The 22,986-nt window shown below is 71.6% G+C and carries 20 protein-coding genes and 2 tRNA genes; 3 read left to right on the top strand and 19 right to left on the bottom strand.

The genetic code is table 11. The annotated features are described in order from the left end of the window. Window positions 1–112 precede the first annotated feature (112 nt). Entirely contained in the window at window positions 113–2,287 is a 2,175-nt protein-coding gene (pknB, locus tag OG455_RS19605; RefSeq protein ID WP_266295486.1) for a Stk1 family PASTA domain-containing Ser/Thr kinase, read from the top strand. 81 nt (window positions 2,288–2,368) lie between these two features. Here the strand turns inward: pknB and OG455_RS19600 are convergent, their stop codons facing one another. The 6 genes from OG455_RS19600 to OG455_RS19575 form a co-directional block, all read right to left on the bottom strand. Beyond that, entirely contained in the window at window positions 2,369–3,040 is a 672-nt protein-coding gene (locus OG455_RS19600) for a hypothetical protein (RefSeq protein ID WP_266295484.1), read from the bottom strand. A gap of 147 nt (window positions 3,041–3,187) precedes the next feature. Next, window positions 3,188–3,850, bottom strand: a complete 663-nt coding sequence (locus OG455_RS19595) for a class E sortase (RefSeq protein WP_266300880.1) — start codon at window positions 3,848–3,850, stop codon at window positions 3,188–3,190. A gap of 139 nt (window positions 3,851–3,989) precedes the next feature. Continuing rightward, a complete protein-coding gene (locus OG455_RS19590) occupies window positions 3,990–5,060 on the bottom strand; it encodes a class E sortase (RefSeq protein ID WP_266295482.1) in 1,071 nt (356 codons plus the stop codon). A 4-nt stretch (window positions 5,061–5,064) separates the two neighbouring features. Then, on the bottom strand, window positions 5,065–5,727 hold the full coding sequence (locus tag OG455_RS19585) for an aminodeoxychorismate/anthranilate synthase component II (RefSeq protein WP_266295480.1): 663 nt from the start codon (window positions 5,725–5,727) through the stop codon (window positions 5,065–5,067). A 50-nt stretch (window positions 5,728–5,777) separates the two neighbouring features. Beyond that, window positions 5,778–5,948, bottom strand: coding sequence for a hypothetical protein (locus OG455_RS19580; protein WP_266295478.1), 171 nt, complete (start codon window positions 5,946–5,948; stop codon window positions 5,778–5,780). A gap of 105 nt (window positions 5,949–6,053) precedes the next feature. Then, on the bottom strand, window positions 6,054–6,779 hold the full coding sequence (locus OG455_RS19575) for a DUF881 domain-containing protein (protein WP_266300879.1): 726 nt from the start codon (window positions 6,777–6,779) through the stop codon (window positions 6,054–6,056). Window positions 6,780–7,001: 222 nt separating this feature from the next. On the opposite strand from OG455_RS19575, the gene crgA reads away from it, so the two are divergent. Further along, a complete protein-coding gene (crgA, locus tag OG455_RS19570) occupies window positions 7,002–7,253 on the top strand; it encodes a cell division protein CrgA (RefSeq protein ID WP_266295476.1) in 252 nt (83 codons plus the stop codon). Between the two features lie 381 nt (window positions 7,254–7,634). On the opposite strand, the gene OG455_RS19565 is transcribed toward crgA, so the two are convergent. Further along, the gene (locus OG455_RS19565; RefSeq protein WP_266295474.1) at window positions 7,635–8,516 is read right to left on the bottom strand and encodes a rhomboid family intramembrane serine protease; all 882 of its coding nucleotides are present in this window, start codon (window positions 8,514–8,516) and stop codon (window positions 7,635–7,637) included. 367 nt (window positions 8,517–8,883) lie between these two features. Here OG455_RS19565 and OG455_RS19560 point away from each other — a divergent pair, with 367 nt between their 5' ends. After that, window positions 8,884–9,699 carry a DUF5324 family protein gene (locus OG455_RS19560; RefSeq protein WP_266295472.1) on the top strand — a complete coding sequence of 272 codons (816 nt, stop codon included), beginning with the start codon at window positions 8,884–8,886 and terminating at the stop codon, window positions 9,697–9,699. 106 nt (window positions 9,700–9,805) lie between these two features. Here OG455_RS19560 and OG455_RS19555 read toward each other — a convergent pair. The 12 genes from OG455_RS19555 to dnaN all read right to left on the bottom strand — a co-directional run bounded on the left by OG455_RS19555 (window position 9,806) and on the right by dnaN (window position 22,757). After that, a tRNA-Ala gene (locus OG455_RS19555) sits at window positions 9,806–9,878 on the bottom strand. A gap of 122 nt (window positions 9,879–10,000) precedes the next feature. Further along, window positions 10,001–10,129 (bottom strand): DLW-39 family protein, encoded by a 129-nt coding sequence (locus tag OG455_RS19550; RefSeq protein WP_211786189.1) that lies wholly within the window; start codon window positions 10,127–10,129, stop codon window positions 10,001–10,003. A 222-nt stretch (window positions 10,130–10,351) separates the two neighbouring features. Further along, entirely contained in the window at window positions 10,352–11,110 is a 759-nt protein-coding gene (locus OG455_RS19545; protein ID WP_266295467.1) for a protein phosphatase 2C domain-containing protein, read from the bottom strand. 90 nt (window positions 11,111–11,200) lie between these two features. Then, window positions 11,201–11,274 (bottom strand) — tRNA-Ile (locus tag OG455_RS19540). 16 nt (window positions 11,275–11,290) lie between these two features. Continuing rightward, window positions 11,291–12,703, bottom strand: coding sequence for a cyclopropane-fatty-acyl-phospholipid synthase family protein (locus OG455_RS19535; protein ID WP_266295465.1), 1,413 nt, complete (start codon window positions 12,701–12,703; stop codon window positions 11,291–11,293). Between the two features lie 327 nt (window positions 12,704–13,030). Beyond that, window positions 13,031–13,741 carry a DUF3566 domain-containing protein gene (locus OG455_RS19530; RefSeq protein WP_266295463.1) on the bottom strand — a complete coding sequence of 237 codons (711 nt, stop codon included), beginning with the start codon at window positions 13,739–13,741 and terminating at the stop codon, window positions 13,031–13,033. Window positions 13,742–13,883: 142 nt separating this feature from the next. Further along, complete coding sequence (gene gyrA, locus OG455_RS19525; protein ID WP_323185542.1) at window positions 13,884–16,493, bottom strand: DNA gyrase subunit A; 2,610 nt, start codon at window positions 16,491–16,493, stop codon at window positions 13,884–13,886. Window positions 16,494–16,552: 59 nt separating this feature from the next. Continuing rightward, window positions 16,553–18,577, bottom strand: coding sequence for a DNA topoisomerase (ATP-hydrolyzing) subunit B (gene gyrB, locus OG455_RS19520; protein ID WP_266300877.1), 2,025 nt, complete (start codon window positions 18,575–18,577; stop codon window positions 16,553–16,555). 261 nt (window positions 18,578–18,838) lie between these two features. After that, entirely contained in the window at window positions 18,839–19,348 is a 510-nt protein-coding gene (locus tag OG455_RS19515; RefSeq protein WP_266295461.1) for a DUF721 domain-containing protein, read from the bottom strand. Window positions 19,349–19,415: 67 nt separating this feature from the next. Next, the gene (recF, locus tag OG455_RS19510; RefSeq protein WP_266295459.1) at window positions 19,416–20,549 is read right to left on the bottom strand and encodes a DNA replication/repair protein RecF; all 1,134 of its coding nucleotides are present in this window, start codon (window positions 20,547–20,549) and stop codon (window positions 19,416–19,418) included. A 61-nt stretch (window positions 20,550–20,610) separates the two neighbouring features. Continuing rightward, window positions 20,611–21,486, bottom strand: coding sequence for a phosphogluconate dehydrogenase (NAD(+)-dependent, decarboxylating) (gnd, locus tag OG455_RS19505; RefSeq protein ID WP_266295457.1), 876 nt, complete (start codon window positions 21,484–21,486; stop codon window positions 20,611–20,613). A 140-nt stretch (window positions 21,487–21,626) separates the two neighbouring features. Then, complete coding sequence (gene dnaN, locus OG455_RS19500; RefSeq protein ID WP_266295455.1) at window positions 21,627–22,757, bottom strand: DNA polymerase III subunit beta; 1,131 nt, start codon at window positions 22,755–22,757, stop codon at window positions 21,627–21,629. Window positions 22,758–22,986 lie beyond the last annotated feature (229 nt).

Raw genomic sequence — 22,986 nt, 5'->3', positions numbered from 1 at the left:
GCTCGAGGTCCGGCGTCACAGAACCACCGTGGCGAGGGCGGCGTCAGTACTGGAACGTGCGGGGACACCTACGTCACATCCTCACCAACCGGTGAGGGAGAGGGTCGGAACTATGGAAGAGCCTCGTCGCCTCGGCGGCAGGTACGAGCTCGGCGGCGTCCTAGGACGCGGTGGCATGGCCGAGGTCTACCTCGCCCATGACACCCGGCTCGGCCGATCCGTAGCGGTGAAGACGCTCCGGGCCGACATGGCCAGGGACCCGTCCTTCCAGGCCCGCTTCCGCCGCGAAGCCCAGTCCGCGGCCTCGCTGAACCACCCCGCGATCGTCGCCGTGTACGACACCGGCGAGGACTACATCGACGGCATCTCCATCCCGTACATCGTGATGGAGTACGTCGAGGGGTCCACGCTGCGCGAACTGCTGCACTCCGGGCGCAGGCTGCTGCCCGAGCGCGCGCTCGAAATGACCATCGGCATCCTGCAGGCCCTGGAGTACTCGCACCGGGCCGGCATCGTGCACCGCGACATCAAGCCCGCCAACGTGATGCTCACCCGGCAGGGCAACGTCAAGGTGATGGACTTCGGCATCGCGCGCGCCATGGGCGACGCCGGCATGACGATGACCCAGACCTCGGCCGTGATCGGCACCGCGCAGTACCTCTCGCCCGAGCAGGCCAAGGGCGAGACGGTGGACGCGCGCTCCGACCTCTACTCCACCGGCTGCCTGCTGTACGAGCTGCTCACCGTGCGCCCGCCGTTCATCGGCGACTCGCCGGTCGCGGTGGCCTACCAGCACGTGCGCGAAGAGGCCCAGCCGCCGTCCAGCTACGACCCCGAGGTGCGGCCCGAGGTCGACGCGATCGTACTCAAGGCCCTGGCCAAGGAGCGCGACTACCGGTACCAGAGTGCCGACGAGATGCGCGACGACATCGAGCGCTTCCTCGACGGCCTCCCGGTGGCCGCCGCCCAGCAGGCCGCCGCGTACGGCATGGGCGGCTACGGCTACGACCAGAACGGCTACCCGGTCGACGACCCGTACGGCCAGACCAGCATGCTCCCGCCGCAGGGCCACGGCGCAGCGCCGACCACCATGCTCCCGCCGGTCGGCCAGCACGGCTACCAGCAGGGCGGCCCCGGCTACCAGGGCCAGGGCGGCTACGACGACGGCTACGGCGCCGGCAACGACGGGTACGAGGAGAGCCCGCGCGGCAGCCGCCGCCGCGAGGACCCGCCGAAGAAGAGCAACACCTCCTGGATCATCCTCGCCATCGCCGCGGTGCTGGTCCTGGTCGGCTCCTTCTTCGTCGCCTCCGCGATGTTCAAGGGTGGCGGCAACAGCACCGCGAGCTCGACCAGCCAGCTCACCGTCCCCACGCTCACCGGCAAGAGCATCGCCGACGCCACCACCGCCGCGAAGGCCGCCGGCCCCAAGCTGACGATCACCCAGGGCGACCCGATCCCCTGCAACAACGTCGCCAAGGACCTGGTCTGCCAGCAGAACCCGGCGGCCGGCGCGCAGATGGCCAACAACGGCCAGATCACCGTCCAGCTCTCCAGCGGCCCCGGCCAGAGCCCGGTCCCCTCGGTCACCGGCCAGACCGCGGACGCCGCCACCCAGGCGCTGACCGCGGCCGGCTTCCAGGTCAGCACCCAGTACGCCAACGACGACACCGTCCCGCAGAACTCGGTGATCTCCCAGAGCCCGAGCAGCGGCAGCCAGGCCGCGCCGAACAGCTCGGTGACCATCACCCTCTCGCAGGGCCCGGGCAAGATCGCGGTCAGCAACGTGGTCGGCCAGACCACCGCCGCGGCCGTCCAGGCCCTGCAGCAGCTGGGCTTCACCTCGATCGACTCGACCTCGAAGACCGTCCCGGTCACCGACCCCACCAGCCAGACGGTCGGCACCGTCGCCTCGCAGACCCCGCAGGCCGGCAGCAAGGCGGCCAAGGGCGCCCAGATCACCCTGACGATCTACGTGGCCCCGCAGAAGGTCAACGTGCCGATCGTGGTCGGCAAGACCTACAAGGACGCCTTCGCCGCGCTGAGCGCGCTGCACCTGAACCCGGTCGTGGGCTCCGGCCCGCAGGACGACAACGCGCTGGTGACCGGCAGCAACCCGCCGGCCGGCACCGCGGTCGACCCGAACACCACGGTCCAGCTCACCACCACGGCGCCCACCCCGACCAAAGGGAGTCCCATCGGCGGCGCCTTCGGCTCCCCGCCCTTCTCCTTCCCCCCCGGGCAGACATCCCCGGGCGGGGGCAACGGGAACAACGGCGGCAACTGAGTAGCCCCTCGGCGACCCGGAAGGGGCTGTGGACGACGATCCCGTCGTCCACAGCCCTTTCGCCGTCCCGGCCCACGTCCCTCAGCGCCTGCGGCGGCGCCCCTGCCCAGGTGCGACGCCGAGGGTGCAGAGCATCTCCCCCCGGCCCCCGAGGGTGTGGACGGCGCCGGCGGTGTCGGCGAGCCGGACGGTGAGGGCGGCGAGCAGCTCCTGGTCGCGGCGGACCTGGGCACTGAGCACGGCGTGGCGGGCCTCCAGGGCGGCGACGCCCTGCTGGAGCTCGGCCACCCGCTGCTGGACGACCCGGGTGGCCTGCTCGACCAGCTGACCGATCGTCACACCGGACAGGTCGCCCGGCTGCTCGGCGGCGTCGAGCAGGTGTCGGCGCACCGCCCTCGCCACCTCGCTGTCGCGCAGCAGCATGGCGACGTTGAGCACGGCCCGGCGGGGGAAGACGCCCAGGCCGGTGCCGGGAGTTCTTCTTAGCTGCATCGTGCAGCTAAGAAAGTCCTGCAGCTCGGCGCCCTTGAGCACGGTGTAGCCATTGCCCCGCAACTCGTCGCGGTGCCTGTGGACAACCGCGTTGATGGCCCGCTCACCGACCTCGAAATAGTCCGCCATCAGACGCGCCGTCACATGGGCTCCGTCAGGGAGCAACAGCAGTGCCTTCACCTTGTCCAGCGCGTCCGTCCGCTGCGCCAGGTTCGCGCGCAGGGTGCGCGACTCCAGCAGGACGGCCTCGTCGTTCATCACGGGTGACTCCTCCCAGGCGTGAGTGCTGCCAGGTCCAACGCCTCGCACACCCGCCCGTCACGCCGTCGGCCGTGGCGCCCGGGGTCACCCGCCCGGCGTACCCGGTCCGACTGTGCGCCCCGCTCCCCCCGGTGCCGCGCCCGTCCGCTAGCCCCGCAGCTCCGCCGGCGGGGTGCGCTGCGCGTCCACCTGGTCGACCCGCACCAGGCTGCCCCAGACCGCCATCCGGTACCGCGAGGTGTACACCGGGGTGCAGGTGGTCAGCGTGATGTAGCGCCCCGGCTTCGTGTAGCCCGAGCTCTGGGGGACGGCGGCGATGATGCCGATGTCGTACTTGGTGGTCTCGGGCAGCGTGGCGTCCACCCGGTAGACGTACCAGCGGTCCCGGGTCTCCACCACCACCGCGTCGCCCTTGTCGAGCGCGTCGAGGTCGTGGAACTTGGCGCCGTGGCCGTCCCGGTGCGCCGCGAGGGCGAAGTTGCCGCTCGGATCCCAGGGCATGGCCGCGCGGTAGGGCTCCTCGTAGACCCCGGCGACGCCCTGGTTGAGCACCTCCGGGCTGGTGCCCATCTTGATCAGCACCTGGTAGTCCTTGCCCAGCGCGGGGACGTGCAGGAAGCCGACACCGTCACTGGCCCCGTACGGCACGGCGGGGGCCGCAGGGGCGCTCCAGGAGTGCCGCAGCTGGTCGCCGGCCCGGTCCGCCTGCCGGTCCGCCAGCAGGTCGGTCCACCAGAGCGAGTAGCCGACGAAGAGCGCCAGCACCAGACCCGCCGTGATCAGCAGCTCGCCCAGCAGCCCGAGCACCATCGCGCCCCGGGAGCGTGGGCGACGGCGCGGTGCGCCGCCGCCGGGGGAGCTCACGGTCAACTGCTGCCACTGGTCCGTCACGCCGGCTCCGCTCGTCCACCTGGATCTCGTCCATCTGGATGCGGCGCCGCGCCGGTGGCTAACCGTTCGTCAGCGCCGGGGGCAGCCCCTGGCTGCGCGGCCGCTCGTCCACCATCTTGCCGAAGACGATGAGCCTTCCACGGGCACTGTACTCGGGGGTGCAGGTGGTCATCGTGATGTAGCGGCCCGCTTGGGTGAACGGTGAGCCGTTGGGGATCGGGTTGAGCACCGCGACGTTGTTCGGCTTGGTCTCGGGGATGCCGCCCTCCACCTCGTAGGTGTAGTAGGTGGTCTGGGTCTCGACCACGATCTTGTCGCCGGGGGAGAGCTCGGCGAGCTTGTTGAACGGCTGGCCGTGCGTGGTGCGGTGGCCGGCCACGGCGAAGTTGCCGCTCGCGTCGGAGGGCATCGCGGTGCCGGTGTAGTGGCCGACCAGGCCGTGGTCGAGCACCGTCGTGGTGTCGGTGCCCTCGGCGATCGGGTCGGTCAGGCCGATCTTGGGGACGTGGATGATCGCGAAGCCCTTGCCCGGCGCGAAGGTGGGCGCGGCCGCGGCGGACTGTCCGGGCGCCGGGCTCTGCGGGGCGACCGTGGGGTTGTTCCACTGCTGTTCGAGCTGGTTGCGGGTGCTGTTCGCGGACGCGTCCGCCTGCACGTTGGTCCACCAGAGCTGGTACGCGACGAAGAGCAGCATCACCAGGCCGAGCGTTATGCACAGCTCGCCGACCGCGCGGGCGGCGAGCACCCGCTTGGACTCCTTGGGCCGCACCGCCCCCGAGCGGCGACCGGTCGCCCGGCGGCGGCCGCTGCCCGAGCGCATCGAGACCCGGCCGGGCGCTCGGCGGCGCTCGGCCGCTGCCGACGGAGCGTCAGCACCGGTCTCCGGAGCCACCGATATCGTGCGCAGCTGCAGCGTCTGGTCGGCCAGCCACGGGTAGGCGGGCTGCTCGTCCGACTGCGCGGGGTCGTAGACGCCCCAGGCGTCCGGCTCCGGCGCGCCGTAGCGCGGTGTCCCGCCGCCGGGCGCCTGGTGTCCGGCAGCGCCGTATCCCGGCGTGCCGTGGTCGCCCGCCTGCTGCCCGTACCCCGGGTACGCGTCCTGGCGCCCCTCCGGGCGCACCGCCGTCACGCTCTCAGCCCCGGCCGATCACCGGGGCGAGGCCCGCCGAACGGCCGACCGCCTCCGGGTCACCGCACTCGGCGAGCCAGTTGGCCAGCATCCGGTGCCCTCCCTCGGTGAGCACCGACTCTGGGTGGAACTGCACGCCTTCGACGAGCAGTTCCCGGTGCCGCAGGCCCATGATGACACCGCTCCCGGTGCGCGCGGTGACCACCAGCTCGTCCGGCACGGTGGCGGGCTCGACGGCCAGCGAGTGGTACCGGGTGGCGGTCATCGGCGAGGGCAGGCCGGCGAAGACCCCGCCGTCCTCGTGCTCGACCAGCGAGGTCTTGCCGTGCAGCAGCTCGGGAGCGCGCCCGACCACCGCGCCGTAGGCCACCGCGATGGACTGCAGGCCCAGGCAGACGCCGAACAGCGGCAGCCCGATCGCCGCGCAGTGCCGCACCATCTCGATGCAGACACCGGCCTCCTCGGGTGCGCCGGGGCCGGGGGAGAGCAGCACCCCGTCGTAGCCGAGCCCGCCTTCGCGGGGCACGGCCCGATCGACCGTCAACTCGTCGTTGCGGACGACTTCGCAGGTCGCGCCCAGCTGGTAGAGGTACTGCACCAGGTTGAAGACGAAGCTGTCGTAGTTGTCCACCACGAGGATCCGCGGCGCAGTGTCGGGCGAGGCCATGCGTGCTGTCTCCGGGTTCGTGCGGGGCGGGCGTGAGGGTCGGCGGACGGTCAGCCGCTGCCGCCGTTGTTCACCGTGACGTCGCCGAAGGGGAGCAGCGGTTCCGCCCAGGGGAAGACGTACTGGAAGAGGACGTAGACCACCCCGAGGACCAGCAGGATCGAGAGGATGGCCCGCACCAGGGAGTTCCCCGGCAGGTGCCGCCAGATCCAGCCGTACATGGTGCTCCCTAGGTGATGGGCAGTGGGGACCAGAGTAGACCTCGAAGCTGTGCGGGACGGCGGCCCTGGCCGATCTCTCCGCTGCCCCGGCCGTGTGTCGCGCGGCTACTGGCCGGCGGGCTGGGCCGACGCGGCGTTCAGGTCGGTGCTGCCGGTGTAGCCGGGCAGGGTGAGCTCGCTGTTCTCCTGCACCTTCCAGCCGAGCCCGTACGCCGTGACGTACTGCAGGTAGTTGCGAATCGAGGGGTCCGCGTCGACGGCGGCGTGCAGGTCGGCCGTCCGGCCGACCGCCCGGATCACGTAGGGCGGCGAGTAGACCCGGCCCTGCAGCAGCAGGGTGTTGCCGACGCAGCGCACCGCGCTGGTGGCGATCAGGCGCTGGTCCATCACCTGCACGCCGCCCGCCCCGCCGCGCCACAGCGCGTTGACCACCGCCTGGATGTCCTGCTGGTGGATCACCAGGTCGTTGACGCCGGGCTCGGGCACCCCGGGGATCCGGGCGGTGGCGTCCGGCGGCGCGTCGTTGAGCGTGACGGTCAGGCCCTGACCCTGCAGCGGGTCCAGGCCCACCTGCTGCTGCAGGGCGCTCAGCCGGTCGCTGTCCGCGGGCGTGCGCCCCTGCTGCCCGGCGAGCTGGTCGGCGCGCTGCTGCAGTTGGGCGAGTTCGGACTGGGTCTGCCGGTTCTGGTCGCTGCGCTGCTGTATCACGTCGCTGAGCCGCAGCAGCGAGTCGTCGGTGCGCAGGTCGATGCCGTGCGCCGCGTGCGCGCTCACGTAGAAGAGCACTCCGGCGAGTGCGAAGACGCCGCAGGTCAGGGCACGGCCGACAATTCGGGCCGAGCCGGGCCCCGCGCCCTCCGGCTTCGGGGAAGGATCCCCGGAAATCGAGGAATTCGGCACCGTACCCTTATCTCCTTCCGACCCGGCGAGCCACTACGCTAACGGACGCCGGTGGCATGTGCGGAGCCTCAGCCGTACCCGACCGGTTCCCACAGCCGCCCCGCCCCGCTGCACCCTGCGCGGTCTCACAGCGCATCGACAGGAGAGCCCCTCGTGCCGAAGTCTCGACTCCGCAAGAAGTCCGACTACACCCCGCCGGTCACCGCGACCGCAGTCAAGCTCAACGCCGGGCGCAACTGGGTGGCCCCGGTGATGCTCGCGCTGTTCCTGATCGGGCTGATCTGGATCGTCACCTACTACGTGACGAGCAGCAGCTATCCGGTGCACGCCTGGGGCAACTGGAACATCCTGGTCGGTTTCGGCTTCATCGCGGGTGGGTTCGGCGTCTCCACCCAGTGGAAGTAACCGCTCCCCGCTGAGCTGCTCCTCGGGACCGCCTCACCTGACCGGTGGGGCGGTCCCTTGTGCTGCCCAGTGCTGCCCAGTGCCGTCAGTGCCACCCGGAGTGCCTTCCAGCGCTATTCGTACCGTCCGCTTATCCACACGGTTATCCACAGTGGGGAAAAGTCGACCCACCCTGTGGATAACTAGCCGGGGCCGGGCCGGTCGATATCCCCCGAATGCCCTCGCCGACTTCGCATCTGCCCAGCGAAACCGCACCTGGACACGCGTAGACCAGTTTACGGAGAATCTCCGGCCACACGGCCTGTGGCGAACCCGCTGCACACTGTGGACAACCGAACGTCCGAACGCCGCCCGCACACCCGGTCGGACGGCGCCCGATCCTCAGCCGGTCAGACGCGCCGACTCCACCAGGACCATCGCCAGCACCCCGGCCAGCATCAGCACCACCGTGCCGGCCTGCACCAGGTTCCGGTTGGCCCGCGGCGCGTGCATCATCCCGATCCCGGTCAGCACGCCCGCCACCAGTCCGCCGACGTGCGCGCGCCAGTCGATCCCCGGCACCGAGAAGGTGATCACCAGGTTGAAGACGATCAGCGCGATCACCGGACCCAGCGGCTGCCGCGCCGCCCGGAAGAGCACCGCGGTCGCGCCGAAGACGCCGAAGATCGCCCCGGAGGCGCCCAGCGAGGCCACGGCCTGCCCCGCGACCAGGTAGACCAGCGCGCTGCCGGCCAGGCCCGAGACCAGGTAGAGCGCGGTGAACCGGAGCCGCCCGAGCACCCGCTCCAGAGTCGGCCCCATCCACCAGAGCGCCAGCATGTTGGAGCCCACGTGGAAGGGCTGCACGTGCAGGAAGGTCGCGGTCAGCAGCCGGTACCACTGGTCGGGCCCGGCGGCCACGCCGTAGGCCGTGCCGGTCTGCGGCGAGACGTAGCTGAGCAACTCCCACTGGCCGGCAAGCGGCTTGTCCAGGTAGGCGGCGACCACGAAGACCGCCAGGTTGATCCCGATCAGGATCTTGGTGACCAGCGCACCGTCCCCGGTGAGGCGGCCGCCGAAGCGGGTGGTCGCCGCCCGGGTGGGCGGCTGCCCCTCGGCGCCGCGCACGCACTCCGGGCAGTGGAAGCCGACCGAGGCGTCGACCATGCACTGCGGGCAGATCGGGCGTCCGCAGCGCGAGCAGCTGACCCCGGTCTCCTGGTCGGGGTGCCGGTAGCAGCGCGGCAGGGTGTACGCGCCGTGCGCGGCCTCGTCCTGGACCATCCGGGTTCGTCCTCCTCATGACGGATCCCGGCGCCGCTCCGTCCGGAGAGCCACCGGGAGCGTCAAGGCTACTGCCGCCGCGGCGGCAGTAGCCAGGAGCGGGCCGCAGGTGGTCTCCACCGATCGGATACCACCCGCTCACCCGGGCGGTGCAGCCACCCGAGCGGGGTAGCCGACCAGGACGGGGCAGCCGACCGCGGCGGGCCACCCGACCGCGGCGGTGACCCGGCGCGAACGGCGGCGAGCGGCCGTGCGTGGCGGCGATACGGACGGCCCAGCCTGCCATGCGCCGGGACAAATGCGGATGCATGATCTCGAAACAGGTGGATATGTGCTTATAGGACGCCAACCCAGGAGGAGAATCCCCGTGACCCGCTTGGACACCGCACGAGAGACGGCCGGCAAGACCCTGGACTCGCTGGCGCCCTATGCCGCCACCGCCAAGGACACCGCCGCGCACTACGCGGAGGAGGCCCGCCAGCGGCTCGGCCCGCGCATCGAGGCGGCCGCCGGCCAGGCCAGGACCGGCACCGCGCAGGCCGCCCAGCAGGCCCGGGTCGGCTATGTGCGGCACGTCGCCCCGCGCGTCGAGCACGCCTTCACCTCGCTGCCGCCCAAGGCCCAGGAGAACGCCCTGCGGGCCGTGCACCGGGCCCAGGAGGCCGCGCTGAGTGCCAAGCACTCCGCTGACCGGGCGGCCGAGCACACCCGCAGCAGCACGTTGCCCCGGTTGGGCGAGGCGCTCGACAGTGCGCGGGCCGGGGCCGCCCCGGCCGTCCAGCAGGCGCAGAGCCGCGGCGCGGCCGCGCTGACCGTGCTGCAGGGCCAGGTGAGCGCCGAACAGGTCAGCAAGCTCGCCGCGAAGAACGCCCGCAAGGCCGAGCGGAGCACACTGGCCACCGCGCTCGCGGTGATCGGCGCGGTGGCCGTCGGCAGCGGCGTGGTGATCTGGGCCTGGTGCCGCAAGCACAGTGAGCCGGAGTGGCTGATCGAGCCGCCCGAGGTGCAGGGCCCGCCGAGCAGCGTGCACCCGGTCGGTGGCGGTGCCACCGCAGCGACCGCGCCGGTGAACGGCTCCGGCCCCGCCGCCGCCGCTGACCGGCCCGCCCCCGGGCCGCCCGACGCACCGCACCCCGACGACGACGACCGCCCCAAGCCGCACGACCCGCGCAAACCGCACTGACCGGGCTGACCGGGCTGACCGGGCTGACCGGGCTGACCGCCAGGGTCCGTGAGAACGCCGATGGCCGACCTGGGAGAACCAGGCCGGCCATCGGCGTGTCGTGCAGTGGAGCTTAGGAGACTCGAACTCCTGACATCTGCCTTGCAAAGGCAGCGCTCTACCAACTGAGCTAAAGCCCCGTGACGGTGCACCGGACGCCGTCGGAGAACAGCGTACCGGGTCCGTCGGAGAATCTTGAGCAGATATCCGACCTGCGCAGGGGGGAGGCCCGGGCGGGCCTCCCGTCAGCCGCGCGCCGGGGTCAGCGGCCGGCCGGGATCGGGTCGGTGGCCTCGGTCCACAGGTCCTGCTCGGCACGATCGGCCTGGACCTGACGGTAGACAAAGAAGCCGCCGAGGGCGACCAGGGCGACCAGGAGGAGCTTCTTCACCGCGGGACCTCGTCCTTCTCAGCGTGTGGCGGGCTCAGCGGCCGGGCGCCCGAACGGGGGCTTGGGCTGCGAGTCCTCGGATGTGCACGTATGAACAGGCGGTCGGCTGGCCAAACCGCCTTGCGGCCGATGATACACACCCGTGTCCTGTCCGAGACCGGCCAGCGGTGGCTCAACCGGCGGACTCTGACGACGGTTTGACGCCGCACCGTCCAGGGCGGCTCAGCCGACCGGGCCGAGGCGGCCGAAGGCGACCGTGGCGTCGTCGTGCCGCTTGCCCCGGAAGCGCCCCGGCGGATCGGCCAGTTCGGCGGCCCGCACCGCCCGTACGGCCGAGTCCGGGCCCTGCTCGTCCAGCAGGTCCAGCAGTTGCCGCCAGGACCAGCCGTAGCGCTCCACCAGGCGCGAGACCCCGTCGGTGAGCACCGCGAAGCGGGTCACCGAGGACACCGGGTGCGCGCCGGTCAGCGCCTGCTCGGCGGCCGCCACCCGGGCGCCGGCCACCCAGAACCCGCCGGGCGCGTTGCGCAGCCGGGCCACGGTCGCCAGGTCGTAGGCGGGCAGCTGGTCGACCCGGTCGTCGAGCACCGCCTCCAGCCGACCGTCCGTCAGCTCGATCAGCACCGGCGAGTCGGCGAGCACCAGGTGCTCCAGCCACTCACCGCGCCGGCGCAGCAGGGCCACGGTCGCCGAGGGGCTGTCGGGGTGGTCGAGGTCACACCCCGCCCCGTGCAGGCGCCTGACCCGCTCGATCGCCAGCGCCAGCGTCCTGGTCAGGGTGAGTCCGGGCTCCTCCACCAGCAGCCGGCCGAGCGCGACCCCCAGCCGCCGGGTGACCCAGGCCACATCGTGTGCGCAGCCGGTCTCCGGCGCGCTGCGGGTGGCCCCGTCCAGCACCACCACGAAGTCCTCGCCCGCCAGCACGAAGTCCTCGTTGACCGCCGCGCCGGGCGCCGCCTGGGACACGTATCCGACCCGCACCCGCCGCTCCTCACCGTCGCCGGCCCACCGAGCCCTGCCGGGAAAACAGCAGCGCCCCGGATGGTGAACCATCCGGGGCGCTCTCGCAGGTGGGCCTAACAGGACTTGAACCTGTGGCCTCTTCCTTATCAGGGAAGCGCTCTAACCGTCTGAGCTATAGGCCCTTGCCGCACTGAAAGATTAGCGGACCGATGGCCGATCTCCCAAATCCACCTCCTCGCCCCCGTTGCGCCGCGCGATCGCAACGTGCAGCTCAGGGGACTTGGCCGACTCCGCGCCCGGTCGGTCGGGGCGGGCCAGCCACTGCTCGCGGGTGGCCGGCAGCCGGCTGGCGCCGCGCGGGGTGGTGCGCACGGCCAGCACCTGGTTGACCCCGATCCGGTTCTCCTCGAAGGCCAGCGCCGAGGCGGCCATGTAGAGCCGCCAGACCCGGGCCCGGCCGCGACCGACCAGGCGCACCGCCTGCGGCCAGCCGGCCTCCAGGTTGGCCACCCACTCGCGCAGGGTCAGCGCGTAGTGCTCGCGCAGGGCTTCGACGTCGCGGACCTCGAAGCCGGCCTCCTCCAGCAGCGAGACGGTGCTGCCGACCGGGGCCAGCTCGCCGTCGGGGAAGACGTAGCGGTCGATGAACGGGCTGCTGCTGTAGCTCTCGCCGGGGCGGGTGGGCCGACGGGCGATCTGGTGGTTGAGCAGCCGCCCGCCGGGGACCAGCAGGTCGTGCAGGGCCGCCCCGTAGACCCGGTACTGCTCGGCCCCGACGTGCTCGGCCATCCCGACGCTGGAGATGGCGTCGTACGGGCCGTCAGGGATCTCCCGGTAGTCCTGCAGCCGGATCTCCACCCGGTCGGCCAGACCCGCCCGGGTGACCCGCTCACGGGCCAGTGCCACCTGCTCGGCGGAGATGCTCACCCCCACCGCGCTGACGCCGTAGTGCTCCGCCGCGTGCAGCACCAGCGAACCCCAGCCGCAGCCGACGTCCAGCAGCCGCATCCCGGGGCGCAGGCCGAGCTTGCGGCAGATCAGGTCGAGCTTGGCGAACTGGGCGTCCTCCAGGCTCTTGCCCTCGGGGGTCCAGTAGGCGCAGGAGTAGACCATCGAGCTGCCCAGCACCAGGCGGTAGAAGTCGTTGCCGACGTCGTAGTGGTGACTGATCGAGGCCCGGTCGCGGCGGCGGCTGTGCAGCCGGCCTTCGGGGCGGGCCTCCTCGGGCGGCAGCGCGGGCCGCGGGCCGAGCGCACCGGCCCGGGCCAGCACCGCGACCGCCCGGCGCCCGGCCGGGCCGGTCAGGTCGGACGGGCCGAGCCGCAGCGCGCTCACCTCGGGGCGCTCGACGAAGTGCGCCACCTCGGCCAGCACGGTGTACAGGTCTTCGCCGGGGCCCAGGTCCAGATCACCCGAGACGTAGGCGCGGGCCAGGCCCAGCTCACCGGGCGCCCAGAGCAGCCGGCGCAGCGCCCGGCGATTGCGCAGCAGCAGCACCGGCGCCTCCGCTGCCCCCGCCACCGAGCCGTCCCAGGCCTGGAGCCGGAACGGCAGCCGGGTGCCGAGCAACTCCTCCGCCGCGCCGACCAGCTGCGATGCGATCTGTGCCATCCGTGAACCTCCGCGCAACCGAGGGGCAGCCGTCGCGCGGCGGCTGCCCCGTCTCCCGAACCGGTAGCCGTGCAGGACGCTTCAGCCAATCCAGCCGTCGACACCCGCCCTCCGAGGCACGCCGAAGGGAGGGAGGCTGTCACCCGATTGACGACCGGTGACGGCCGGACAACGAAGCGGACCCCTTCGATCAAACAACCGAAGGGGTCCGCGCATGCCGTGTTTCGCGAAATTGGTTCGTGCTGTGTCACGTACCCGGGAACCGTGACGGCCGGTCAGTTCACCGGCCGCCGAACGGAAGCGGATCCGCGCAGGTCAGCGGGAGGGCTACTCCTCCTCGGCCAGGGTCAGCTCGATGCCGCCGGTGAAGCCGGCCGCCGCGTTGTAGATGAAGGCCGACAGCGTGCAGAGCGCGGTCAGCAGCACCACGTCCACCACCGCGATCAGCGCGGTGTAGGTGAGCACCTTGCTGAAGCCGATGTAGTCCATCAGGTTGATTCCGCCGCTGGCGCCACCCGTGCCCGAGCCGGTGGCGTCCTTCAGCATGTTGTTCACCGAGCTGAAGACGCCGAGCGAGTCCAGCGTGCTCCACAGCACCGCGACCGCCACGATCATGATGATGCCGATGGCCAGCGACAGCAGGAAGCTGACCTTCATCACCGACCAGGGGTCGGCCTTGAGCACCCGCAGCCGGGCCCTGCGGGTACGGCCCGGCACCCCGGCGGGCGCGCCGGCCGGTGCCGCCGGCGCGGGCCGGCGCGGCGCGGCGCCGCCCTGCGGGGCGCCCGAGTTGACCCGGGTGCCGCGGGCCGGGGTCGGCTGGCCCTTGGTGTAGGTGGTCGGCGGCGAGTAGCCGTTCGGACCGCCGCCGGGGGGCACCGGCGGCTGGGCCGGTGCCGGGTTGTACCCGCCGCCCGGCCCCATCGCGGACATCAGCGAGGTGGTGGCAGCCGGGTGCTCGGCCGGCGGCTGCGGTACACCTCCGTACGGCGCACCGCCCGGCGCGGCACCTCCCGCGGCACCCGTGGTCCCACTCACTCTGGATCCTCCTGCAGTTCCTCGCCGGCACGCGCCTTACGCCCCGGTGGCCTCCACTGTGCGGCATCAAGCTGAGAAGCCCGAAACCGGGGCAGGCCGGCACCCTCGCCAGTGGCTCGCAGTACCGGCCGCCCGATGTCCATCAGTCCAGGTCAGCGGCGTCCGACGGAGTGGGTGCGGCTTCCGCCACACCCTCGCCCGCCTGCTCGGCGGCAACGTCCTCGGCGCCGTCGGCGCCTTCGTCGTCCTCCGCCTCCGCGTTGCGGGCCATGCCCACCACCGCGTCGCGCTTACCCAGGTTGATCAGTTGGACGCCCATCGTGTCACGTCCGGTTTCACGAACGCCGGAAACCCTCGTTCGAATCACTCCACCGGAGAGGGTGATCGCCATGATCTCGTCGCTCTCCTCGACCACCAGGGCCCCCACCAGCGAGCCGCGGCCCTCGACGATCTTCGCCGCCTTGGTGCCGAAACCGCCGCGGCCCTGCACCCGGTACTCGTCCACCGGGGTCCGCTTGGCGTAGCCGCCGTCGGTCGCGGTGAAGACGAAGGTGCCCGGGCGGACCACGTTCATCGAGAGCAGCTCGTCGTCCTCGCGGAAGGCCATGCCCTTGACCCCCGAGGTGGCCCGGCTCATCGGGCGCAGCGCCTCGTCGGTGGCGGTGAAGCGGATCGACTGGGCCTTCCTGGAGACCAGCAGCAGGTCGTCCTCGGCGGAGACCAGCTCGGCGCCGATCAGCTCGTCGTCCCGGCCCTCCTCGTCGGTGCGCAGGTTGATCGCGATCAGCCCGCCCGAGCGCGGCGAGTCGTAGTCCTTCAGGTGCGACTTCTTCACCAGACCCTCGCGGGTGGCGAGCACCAGGTACGGCTTGTCCTCGTAGGTGCGCACCGCCATCACCTGGGTGATGTGCTCCTCCGGCTGGAAGGCCAGCAGGTTGGCCACGTGCTGGCCGCGGGCGTCGCGCCCGGCGTCGGGCAGCTCGTAGCCCTTGGCGCGGTAGACCCGGCCCTTGTTGGTGAAGAAGAGGATCCAGTTGTGCGTGGTGGTCACGAAGAAGTGGTCGACGAGGTCGTCCTGCTTCAGCTGCGCGCCGCGCACGCCCTTGCCGCCGCGCTTCTGCGAGCGGTAGAGGTCGGAGCGGGTGCGCTTGACGTAGCCGCCACGGGTGATCGTGACGACGATGTCCTCCTCCGCGATCAGGTCCTCGACCGACATGTCGCCGTCGAAGGGGATCAGCGTGGAGCGCCGCTCGTCGCCGTACTTCTCGACGATCGCGGTCAGCTCCTCGGAGATGATCTCGCGCTGGCGGGGCGGCGAGGCCAGGATCACGTTGTACTCGTCGATCTTGCGCTGCAGCTCGTCGTGCTCGTCGGTGATCCGCTGGCGCTCCAGGGCCGCCAGGCGGCGCAGCTGCATCTCCAGGATCGCGTTGGCCTGCAGCTCGTCGATGGCGAGCAGGTTCATCAGGCCGCTGCGCGCGGCATCGGCGCTGTCCGAGGCCCGGATCAGCGCGATCACCTCGTCGATCATGTCCAGTGCCTTGAGCAGCGCGCGCAGGATGTGCGCCCGCTCCTCAGCCTTGCGCAGCCGGAACCGGGTGCGCCGGACGATGACCTCGACCTGGTGGCTGACCCAGTGCCGGATGAAGGCGTCCAGCGAGAGCGTGCGCGGCACGCCGTCCACCAGGGCCAGCATGTTGGCGCCGAAGTTGGTCTGCAGGTCGGTGTGCTTGTAGAGGTTGTTCAGCACCACCTTGGCGACCGCGTCGCGCTTGAGCACGATCACCAGGCGCTGGCCGGTGCGCGAGGAGGACTCGTCGCGCACGTCCGCGATGCCGGCCACCCGGCCGTCCTTGACCAGGTCGGCGATCTTCAGCGCCAGGTTGTCCGGGTTCACCTGGTAGGGCAGCTCGGTGATCACCAGGCACTGGCGGCCCTGGATCTCCTCGACCTCCACCACCGCGCGCATGGTGATCGAGCCGCGCCCGGTGCGGTAGGCGTCCTCGATGCCGCGGCGGCCCACGATCAGCGCCCCGGTCGGGAAGTCCGGGCCCTTGATCCGCTCGATCAGGGCTTCCAGCAGCTCCTCGTTGGAGGCGTCCGGGTGCTCCAGCGCCCAGAGCGCGCCGGAGGCCACCTCGCGCAGGTTGTGCGGCGGGATGTTGGTGGCCATGCCGACCGCGATGCCGGTGGAACCGTTGATCAGCAGGTTGGGGATGCGCGAGGGCAGGACGGTCGGTTCCTGCGAGCGGCCGTCGTAGTTGGCGGCGAAGTCGACGGTCTCCTCGTCGATGTCGCGCATCATCTCCATCGACAGCGGCGCCATCTTGCACTCGGTGTAGCGCATCGCCGCGGCCGGGTCGTTGCCCGGGGAACCGAAGTTGCCGTTGCCGTCCACCAGCGGCATCCGCATCGACCACGGCTGGGCCAGGCGCACCACGGCGTCGTAGATCGAGGTGTCGCCGTGCGGGTGGTAGTTGCCCATCACGTCGCCGACCACGCGGGCGCACTTGTAGTAGCCCTTCTCGGGCCGGTAGCCGCCGTCGTACATCGCGTACAGCACCCGGCGGTGCACCGGCTTGAGGCCGTCGCGGACCTCGGGCAGCGCGCGGCTGACGATCACGCTCATCGCGTAGTCGAGGTAGGAGCGCTGCATCTCGGTCTCGAGCTCGATCGGCTCGACCCGGGTGACGAAGACGTCGGTGGAGGTGCTGTCCGGCTGCTCGCCGTCGGGACGGTTGTCGTCGACCACTGGTGGTCAGTTTCCTTTCACGCGTGACTGGTACGTGGGGACGGGGTCGTGCGGACCCGTCACACGTCCAGGAAGCGGACGTCCTTGGCGTTGCGCTGGATGAAGGACCGGCGGGCCTCGACGTCCTCGCCCATCAGGACCGAGAAGAGGTCGTCGGCGCGGGCCGCGTCCTCCAGGGTGATCTGCTGCAGCAGCCGGTGCGCCTGGTCCATGGTGGTGATCCGCAGTTCCTCGGCGTTCATCTCACCCAGACCCTTGAAGCGCTGGATCGAGTCGTCCTTGGGCAGCCGGCGCCCGGCCGCCACACCCGCCGCGATCACGCTGTCGCGCTCGCGGTCGGAGTAGACGTACTCGAAGTCGTCCCGACCCCACTTGATCTTGTAGAGCGGCGGCATCGCCAGGTACACGTAACCGGACTCCACCAGCGGCCGCATGAAGCGGAACAGCAGGGTGAGCAGCAGGGTGCGGATGTGCTGCCCGTCGACGTCGGCGTCCGCCATCAGGACGATCTTGTGATAGCGGAGCTTGGACTCGTCGTAGTCCTCCTGGATGCCGCAGCCGAAGGCCGAGATCAGCGCCTGGACCTCGGTGTTCTGCAGCACCTTGTCGATCCGGGCCTTCTCGACGTTCAGGATCTTGCCGCGGATCGGCAGGATGGCCTGGATGCGCGGGTCGCGGCCCTGCTTGGCCGAGCCGCCGGCCGAGTCACCCTCGACGATGAAGATCTCGCACTCGGCGGGGTCCTTGGACTGGCAGTCGCTCAGCTTGCCGGGCAGCGAGGCGCTCTCCAGCAGGCCCTTGCGGCGGGTCAGGTCGCGCGCCTTGCGGGCCGCCATCCGCGCGGTGGCCGCGGTGATGGACTTGCGGATGATGTCCGCGCCCTCGTTCGGGTTGCGGTCCAGCCAGTCGTTCAGCTGCTCGTGCACCACGCGCTGGACGAAGGTCTTCGCCTCGGTGTTGCCCAGCTTGTCCTTGGTCTGGCCCTCGAACTGCGGCTCGCCGAGCTTGACCGAGATGATCGCGGTCAGGCCCTCGCGGATGTCCTCGCCGGAGAGGTTCTCGTCCTTCTCGCGCAGCAGCTTCTTGTCCCGCGCGTAGCGGTTGACCAGGCCGGTCAGCGCCGCGCGGAAGCCCTCCTCGTGGGTGCCGCCGCCGTGCGTGTGGATCGTGTTGGCGAAGGAGTAGACCCCCTCGGTGTACGAGGAGTTCCACTGCATGGCGATCTCCACCGAGATCGTCTTGTCCTTGTCCTCCGCCTCGATGTCGATCACCGAGGGGTGGACCACCTCGCCCTTGCGGGAGTTGAGGTGCTTCACGTAGTCGGCGATGCCGCCCTCGTAGTGGTACGTGACGGAGAGCGGCTTGCCCTCGTCGTCGACGTGCTCGGGGCGCTCGTCGGTCAGCGAGATGGTCAGGCCCTTGTTCAGGAAGGCCATCTCCTGGAACCGGCGGGAGAGCGTCTCGAAGGAGTAGACGGTGGTCTCGAAGATGTCGCCGTCGGCCCAGAACGTCACGGTGGTGCCGGTCCGGTCACTCGCCTCGTGCTGGGCCAGCGGGGCGACCGGGGCGCCCAGCGCGTAGTCCTGGGTCCAGCGGTGGCCGTCGGTGTGGATCTCGATGGCCAGCCTGGTGGAGAGCGCGTTGACCACCGAGACGCCGACGCCGTGCAGACCGCCGGAGACCGCGTAGCCGCCGCCGCCGAACTTGCCGCCCGCGTGCAGCACGGTGAGCACCACCTCGACGGCGGGCTTCTCCTGCCCGGGGACGATGCCCACCGGGATGCCGCGGCCGTTGTCGACCACCCGGACCCCGCCGTCGGCCAGGATCGTGACGTCGATGGTGTCGGCGTGCCCGGCCATGGCCTCGTCGACGGAGTTGTCCACCACCTCCTGGACCAGGTGGTGCAGGCCCCGCTCACCGGTGGAACCGATGTACATGCCGGGGCGCTTGCGGACCGCGTCGAGGCCCTCGAGCACCTGGATGTTGCTGGCGGTGTAGGAGGTACCCGAGGACGGGTCGGTGGGGACGGGGGACTGGCTGGAATCGCCGGAATCGGCCACGAAGCGCCCTCTCTGGCACAGCACGGGCCGCATGCCCGACCCGGGTACGGGCAGGCGTGCGACCACGGCGTTTCGACTCAGTTACCGCAAGCGGCAGTGTTTGACCCTCAGTCTACCGGTACCGCCGACAGAGATGGGCGTTTGGCAGGCCCTGAGGGCGGATTTACCGCCCCGAATCCCCTCCGCACATGTCCCGATACTCGACCGGGGGGCTCAGCGGCCTCACAGCGGCCGCCAGCCGTTCCGGAGGTATGCGCTCCGTCAAGACCGGCGCCGGCCGCCCCGTCACCCCCAGGTGTCACGCGGACCCTGGCTGCCCGGCGCCCGCAGCCGGCCGTAGCGGCGCTCCGGCGCGGACGGGCCGAGCACCCGGATCACCTTCACCGTGCCGTGCCCCAGCTCGTGGTTCAGCCGGGCCACCAACTGCCGTGCCAGCAGCCGCAGCTGGGTCGCCCAGGCGGTGGAGTCGCAACGCACCGTCAGAACCGCCTCGGCCTCGGCGTACTGCTCGGGGGTGCAGTGCGCGGCGATGTCGGGACCCACGATCTGCGCCCAGCGGCCCATCACCCCGCCCACCGCGGCCGGGGCCTCCCAACCACGCTCCGTGATCAAACGATTCAGCGCCGCCCCCAGCGGCACCGGGTCCCGGCCGTCCGCCCTGGCGCCGCTGCGCAGCCCGTGCCGCTTCGCCTCGCGCTTCTCGCGGACCTGCTCGCCGCGCTGGCGGGCCTGCTCCTTGGCGGCCCGCAGCGCGACCCGCGCGAGGTCGACGCCGGAGAGCTCCGGATCGCTCATGTTCGTCTTCGTCCCCAGGCTGTGGATGGATCGTCCAGGGTACGGGCTCGGGCCGCCCGGCGGAGCCTCACGGTGTCAGCCGGGTGACCTCGCCGCCCGCCACCGCGCAGCGGGCCCCGGCCAGCGCCTTCGGGACGTCCTCCGGGACCGCCGCCGTCACCAGCACCTGCTCGCCGCCGGCCACCAGCTCGGCCAGCTGGTCGCGGCGCCGGGCGTCCAGCTCGGCGAAGACGTCGTCCAGGATCAGCACCGGCTCACCGCCGTCGGCCCGCAGCAGCTCGTAGGAGGCCAGCCGCAGTGCAAGCGCGAACGACCAGGACTCGCCGTGGCTCGCGTACCCCTTGGCCGGCAGGGTGCCGAGCAGCAGCGACAACTCGTCCCGGTGCGGGCCGACCAGGGTCAGGCCGCGCTCGGTCTCCTGCTTGCGCACCGAGCGGAGCGCCTCCAGCAGCTGCTGGTAGGCCTCCTCCCGGCTGCCCGGCAGGCCGCCCTCGAAGGAGGAGCGGTACTCCAGCCGGGTCGGGCCGCCCCCCGGCGCCAGCCGCTCGTAGGCCTCCTCGACCAGCGGCCCGAGCGCCGCCACCAACTGCAGCCGAAAGGCGGTCAGTTCCGCGCCCGCCTGGGCCAGATGGCCGTCCCAGACCTCCAGGGTGGACAGGTCCGCGCCCTTGCCGCCGCCCGCCCGGCGGGCCATCGCCGCGGTCTTCAGCAGGGCGTTGCGCTGCTTGAGCACCCGCTCGTAGTCGGCGCGCACCCCGGCCAGCCGGGGTGCCCTGGCGGTCAGCAGCTCGTCCAGGAACCGGCGCCGCTCGCCCGGGTCGCCCTTCACCAGGGCCAGGTCCTCGGGGGCGAACAGGACGGTGCGCAGCAGGCCCAGCACGTCGCGCGGGCGCACGTTGTCCGAACGGTTGATCCGGGCCCGGTTGGCCTTGCCCGGGGTGATCTCCAGTTCGATGAGGGTGGTCCGCGCGCGGTCCACGACCGAGCCGCGGACCACCGCCCGCTCCGCGCCCTGGCGAACCAGCGGGGCGTCGGTGGCCACCCGGTGGCTGCCCAGCGTGGCCAGGTAGCCGATCGCCTCGACCAGGTTGGTCTTGCCCTGGCCGTTGGGCCCCACGAAGGCGGTCACGCCCGGGTCGAGGGGCACCTCGACCCGGGCGTAGGAGCGGAAATCGGCGAGCGACAGATGCGCGACATGCATGGGTGTGGACTGCGCTCGCCTTCTGGGGATGCTCCGCCGGTCGGTCTCGGACCGGTCGGTCCTACTTGCCCTCGACCGCGTGGCCGCCGAACTGGTTGCGCAGCGCGGCGATCATCTTCATCTGCGGGGAGTCGTCCTGGCGGGAGGCGAAGCGGGCGAAGAGCGAGGCCGTGATGGCCGGCAGCGGCACCGCGTGGTCGATCGCGGCCTCCACCGTCCAGCGGCCCTCGCCGGAGTCGGCCGCGTAGCCCCGGAGCTTGTCCAGGTGCTCGTCGCCGTCCAGCGCGCGCACCGCGAGGTCGAGCAGCCAGGACTTGATCACGGTGCCCTCCTGCCAGCTGCGGAAGACCTCGCGCACGTCGGTCACCTGGTCGGCGGCCTCCAGCAGCTCCCAACCCTCGGCGAAGGCCTGCATCATGGCGTACTCGATGCCGTTGTGGACCATCTTGGCGAAGTGGCCGGCGCCGACCTTGCCGGCGTGCACCGCGCCGAACTCGCCCTCGGGCTTGAGCGCGTCGAAGATCGGCTGCACCCGCAGGACGTGCTCGGCGCCGCCGCCGTACATCAGCGCGTAGCCGTTCTCCAGGCCCCAGACACCGCCCGAGACACCGCAGTCGACGAAGCCGATGCCCTTGGCGGCCAGCAGCTCGGCGTGCGCGATGTCGTCGGTCCAGCGGGAGTTGCCGCCGTCCACCACCACGTCACCGGGGGAGAGCAGCTCGGCCAGCTCCTCCACGGTCGCCTGGGTCGCGGCACCGGCCGGGACCATCACCCAGACCACCCGCGGGCCTTCGAGCTTGCTCACCAGCTCCTGGAGGCTGGCGGCGTCGGCGAGATCGGGGTTGCGGTCGTAACCGATGACGGTGTGGCCGGCGAGGCGGATGCGCTCGCGCATGTTGCCGCCCATCTTGCCGAGACCGATGAGGCCGAGCTCCATGACAAGTCCTTACCTGGGGTGTCGTGCCTGACGGCGGCGCCGTTGCCGCGACACAAGAGCCTACGCCGAGCGGTGTCCACAGGCCGGTGATGGTCTGTGGACACCCTGATCTCGTCAGGTCAGCTCCGACCGGGACCGGCTCAGCCGGAGAGGCGCACCGGCATGATCAGGTACTGGTAGGCCTCGTCGACCTCGGCGTCCACCGCGGCCTTGCCCTTCAGCAGGGCGGGCTTGGTGGCGGTGGTGAAGCAGAGGTTGGCGTACGGGGAGTCGATGGCCTTGAGGCCCTCCTCCAGGTAGCCGGGGTTGAAGGCGATCGAGATGTCGTCGCCCTCCAGGTCGGCCTCGATCCGCTCGGTGGCCTGGGCGTCGTCGCCCGAGCCGGCCTCCAGGGTCAGCACGCCCTGCTCGAAGCTGAGCCGCACCGGGGTGTTGCGCTCGGCGACCAGCGAGACGCGCTTGAGCGCCTCCAGGAACGGCTGGGTCTGCACCGAGGCCTCGGCGCTGAACTCGGTCGGGAAGAGGCTGCGGAACTTCGGGAACTCGCCCTCCAGCAGGCGGGTGGTGGTACGCCGCCCGGCCCCCTCGAAGCCGATCAGGCCCTCGCCCGCGCCGCCCGAGGAGAGCGCGATCGAGACCGTGTCGCCGCTGCCCAGGGACTTGGCGATGTCCTGCAGGGTGCGGGCCGGCACCAGGGCGACCGCGGAGATGTCCGCCTGCTCGGGCTTCCACAGCAGCTCGCGGACGGCGAAGCGGTAGCGGTCGGTGGCGGCCAGGGTGATCTTGTCGCCCTCGATCTCCACCCGGACACCGGTGAGCACCGGCAGCGTGTCGTCGCGGCCGGCGGCCACCGCGGCCTGGCTGACGGCCGAGGCGAAGACCTCGCCGGAGACCGTGCCGGTGGCGGTGGGCATCTGGGGCAGCGCCGGGTACTCGTCCACCGGCAGGGTGGGGAGTGTGAAGCGCGAGCTGCCGCAGACCACGCTGACCCGCTGGCCGTCGGTGGAGATCTCCACCGGCCGGTTGGGCAGGTTGCGGGCGATGTCGTTCAGCAGCCGGCCGGAGACCAGCACGGTGCCCGGCTCCTCGACGTCCGCCTCCAGCTCGACCCGGGCCGAGACCTCGTAGTCGAAGCCGGACAGCGCCAGGCTGCCGTCCTGGGCGGTCAGCAGCAGACCGGCCAGCACCGGCACCGGCGGCCGCGCCGGGAGGCTGCGGGCAGCCCAGGCCACCGCCTCCGCGAGGACGTCACGTTCCACCCGGAACTTCACCGGTCACCGCCTCCTGGGGTTCTGCAGTCGCTGCAGCTCTTGATCGTCGTCTGGCATCTGGGTCGTCCGGCATCTGGATCTTCTGGCATCTGGCGGGCACCGGATCCGCGGACCGAGCCCGCTCCGGCCCCAGGTGCCGAAGGACAGTCTGACGTACTCCACGGACAGACGGGGCAGACGGGCGGAAGCCGACCGAACGGATGTCGGGGCCGGCTTGTCCACAGATTTC

It is taken from the genome of Kitasatospora sp. NBC_01287, assembly GCF_026340565.1.
Taxonomy (GTDB): Bacteria; Actinomycetota; Actinomycetes; order Streptomycetales; family Streptomycetaceae; genus Kitasatospora.
This window is presented reverse-complemented; position numbering and strand designations above follow the sequence as displayed.

Excerpts from the sequence above, each read along its gene's own strand:
- pknB (WP_266295486.1), top strand. The coding sequence starts at position 113 with ATGGAAGAGCCTCGTCGCCTCGGCGGCAGGTACGAGCTCGGCGGCGTC.
- OG455_RS19595 (WP_266300880.1), bottom strand. The coding sequence starts at position 3,850 with ATGGTGCTCGGGCTGCTGGGCGAGCTGCTGATCACGGCGGGTCTGGTG.
- OG455_RS19585 (WP_266295480.1), bottom strand. The coding sequence starts at position 5,727 with ATGGCCTCGCCCGACACTGCGCCGCGGATCCTCGTGGTGGACAACTAC.
- OG455_RS19580 (WP_266295478.1), bottom strand. The coding sequence starts at position 5,948 with ATGTACGGCTGGATCTGGCGGCACCTGCCGGGGAACTCCCTGGTGCGG.
- OG455_RS19565 (WP_266295474.1), bottom strand. The coding sequence starts at position 8,516 with ATGGTCCAGGACGAGGCCGCGCACGGCGCGTACACCCTGCCGCGCTGC.
- OG455_RS19535 (WP_266295465.1), bottom strand. The coding sequence starts at position 12,703 with ATGGCACAGATCGCATCGCAGCTGGTCGGCGCGGCGGAGGAGTTGCTC.
- OG455_RS19515 (WP_266295461.1), bottom strand. The coding sequence starts at position 19,348 with ATGAGCGATCCGGAGCTCTCCGGCGTCGACCTCGCGCGGGTCGCGCTG.
- recF (WP_266295459.1), bottom strand. The coding sequence starts at position 20,549 with ATGCATGTCGCGCATCTGTCGCTCGCCGATTTCCGCTCCTACGCCCGG.
- gnd (WP_266295457.1), bottom strand. The coding sequence starts at position 21,486 with ATGGAGCTCGGCCTCATCGGTCTCGGCAAGATGGGCGGCAACATGCGC.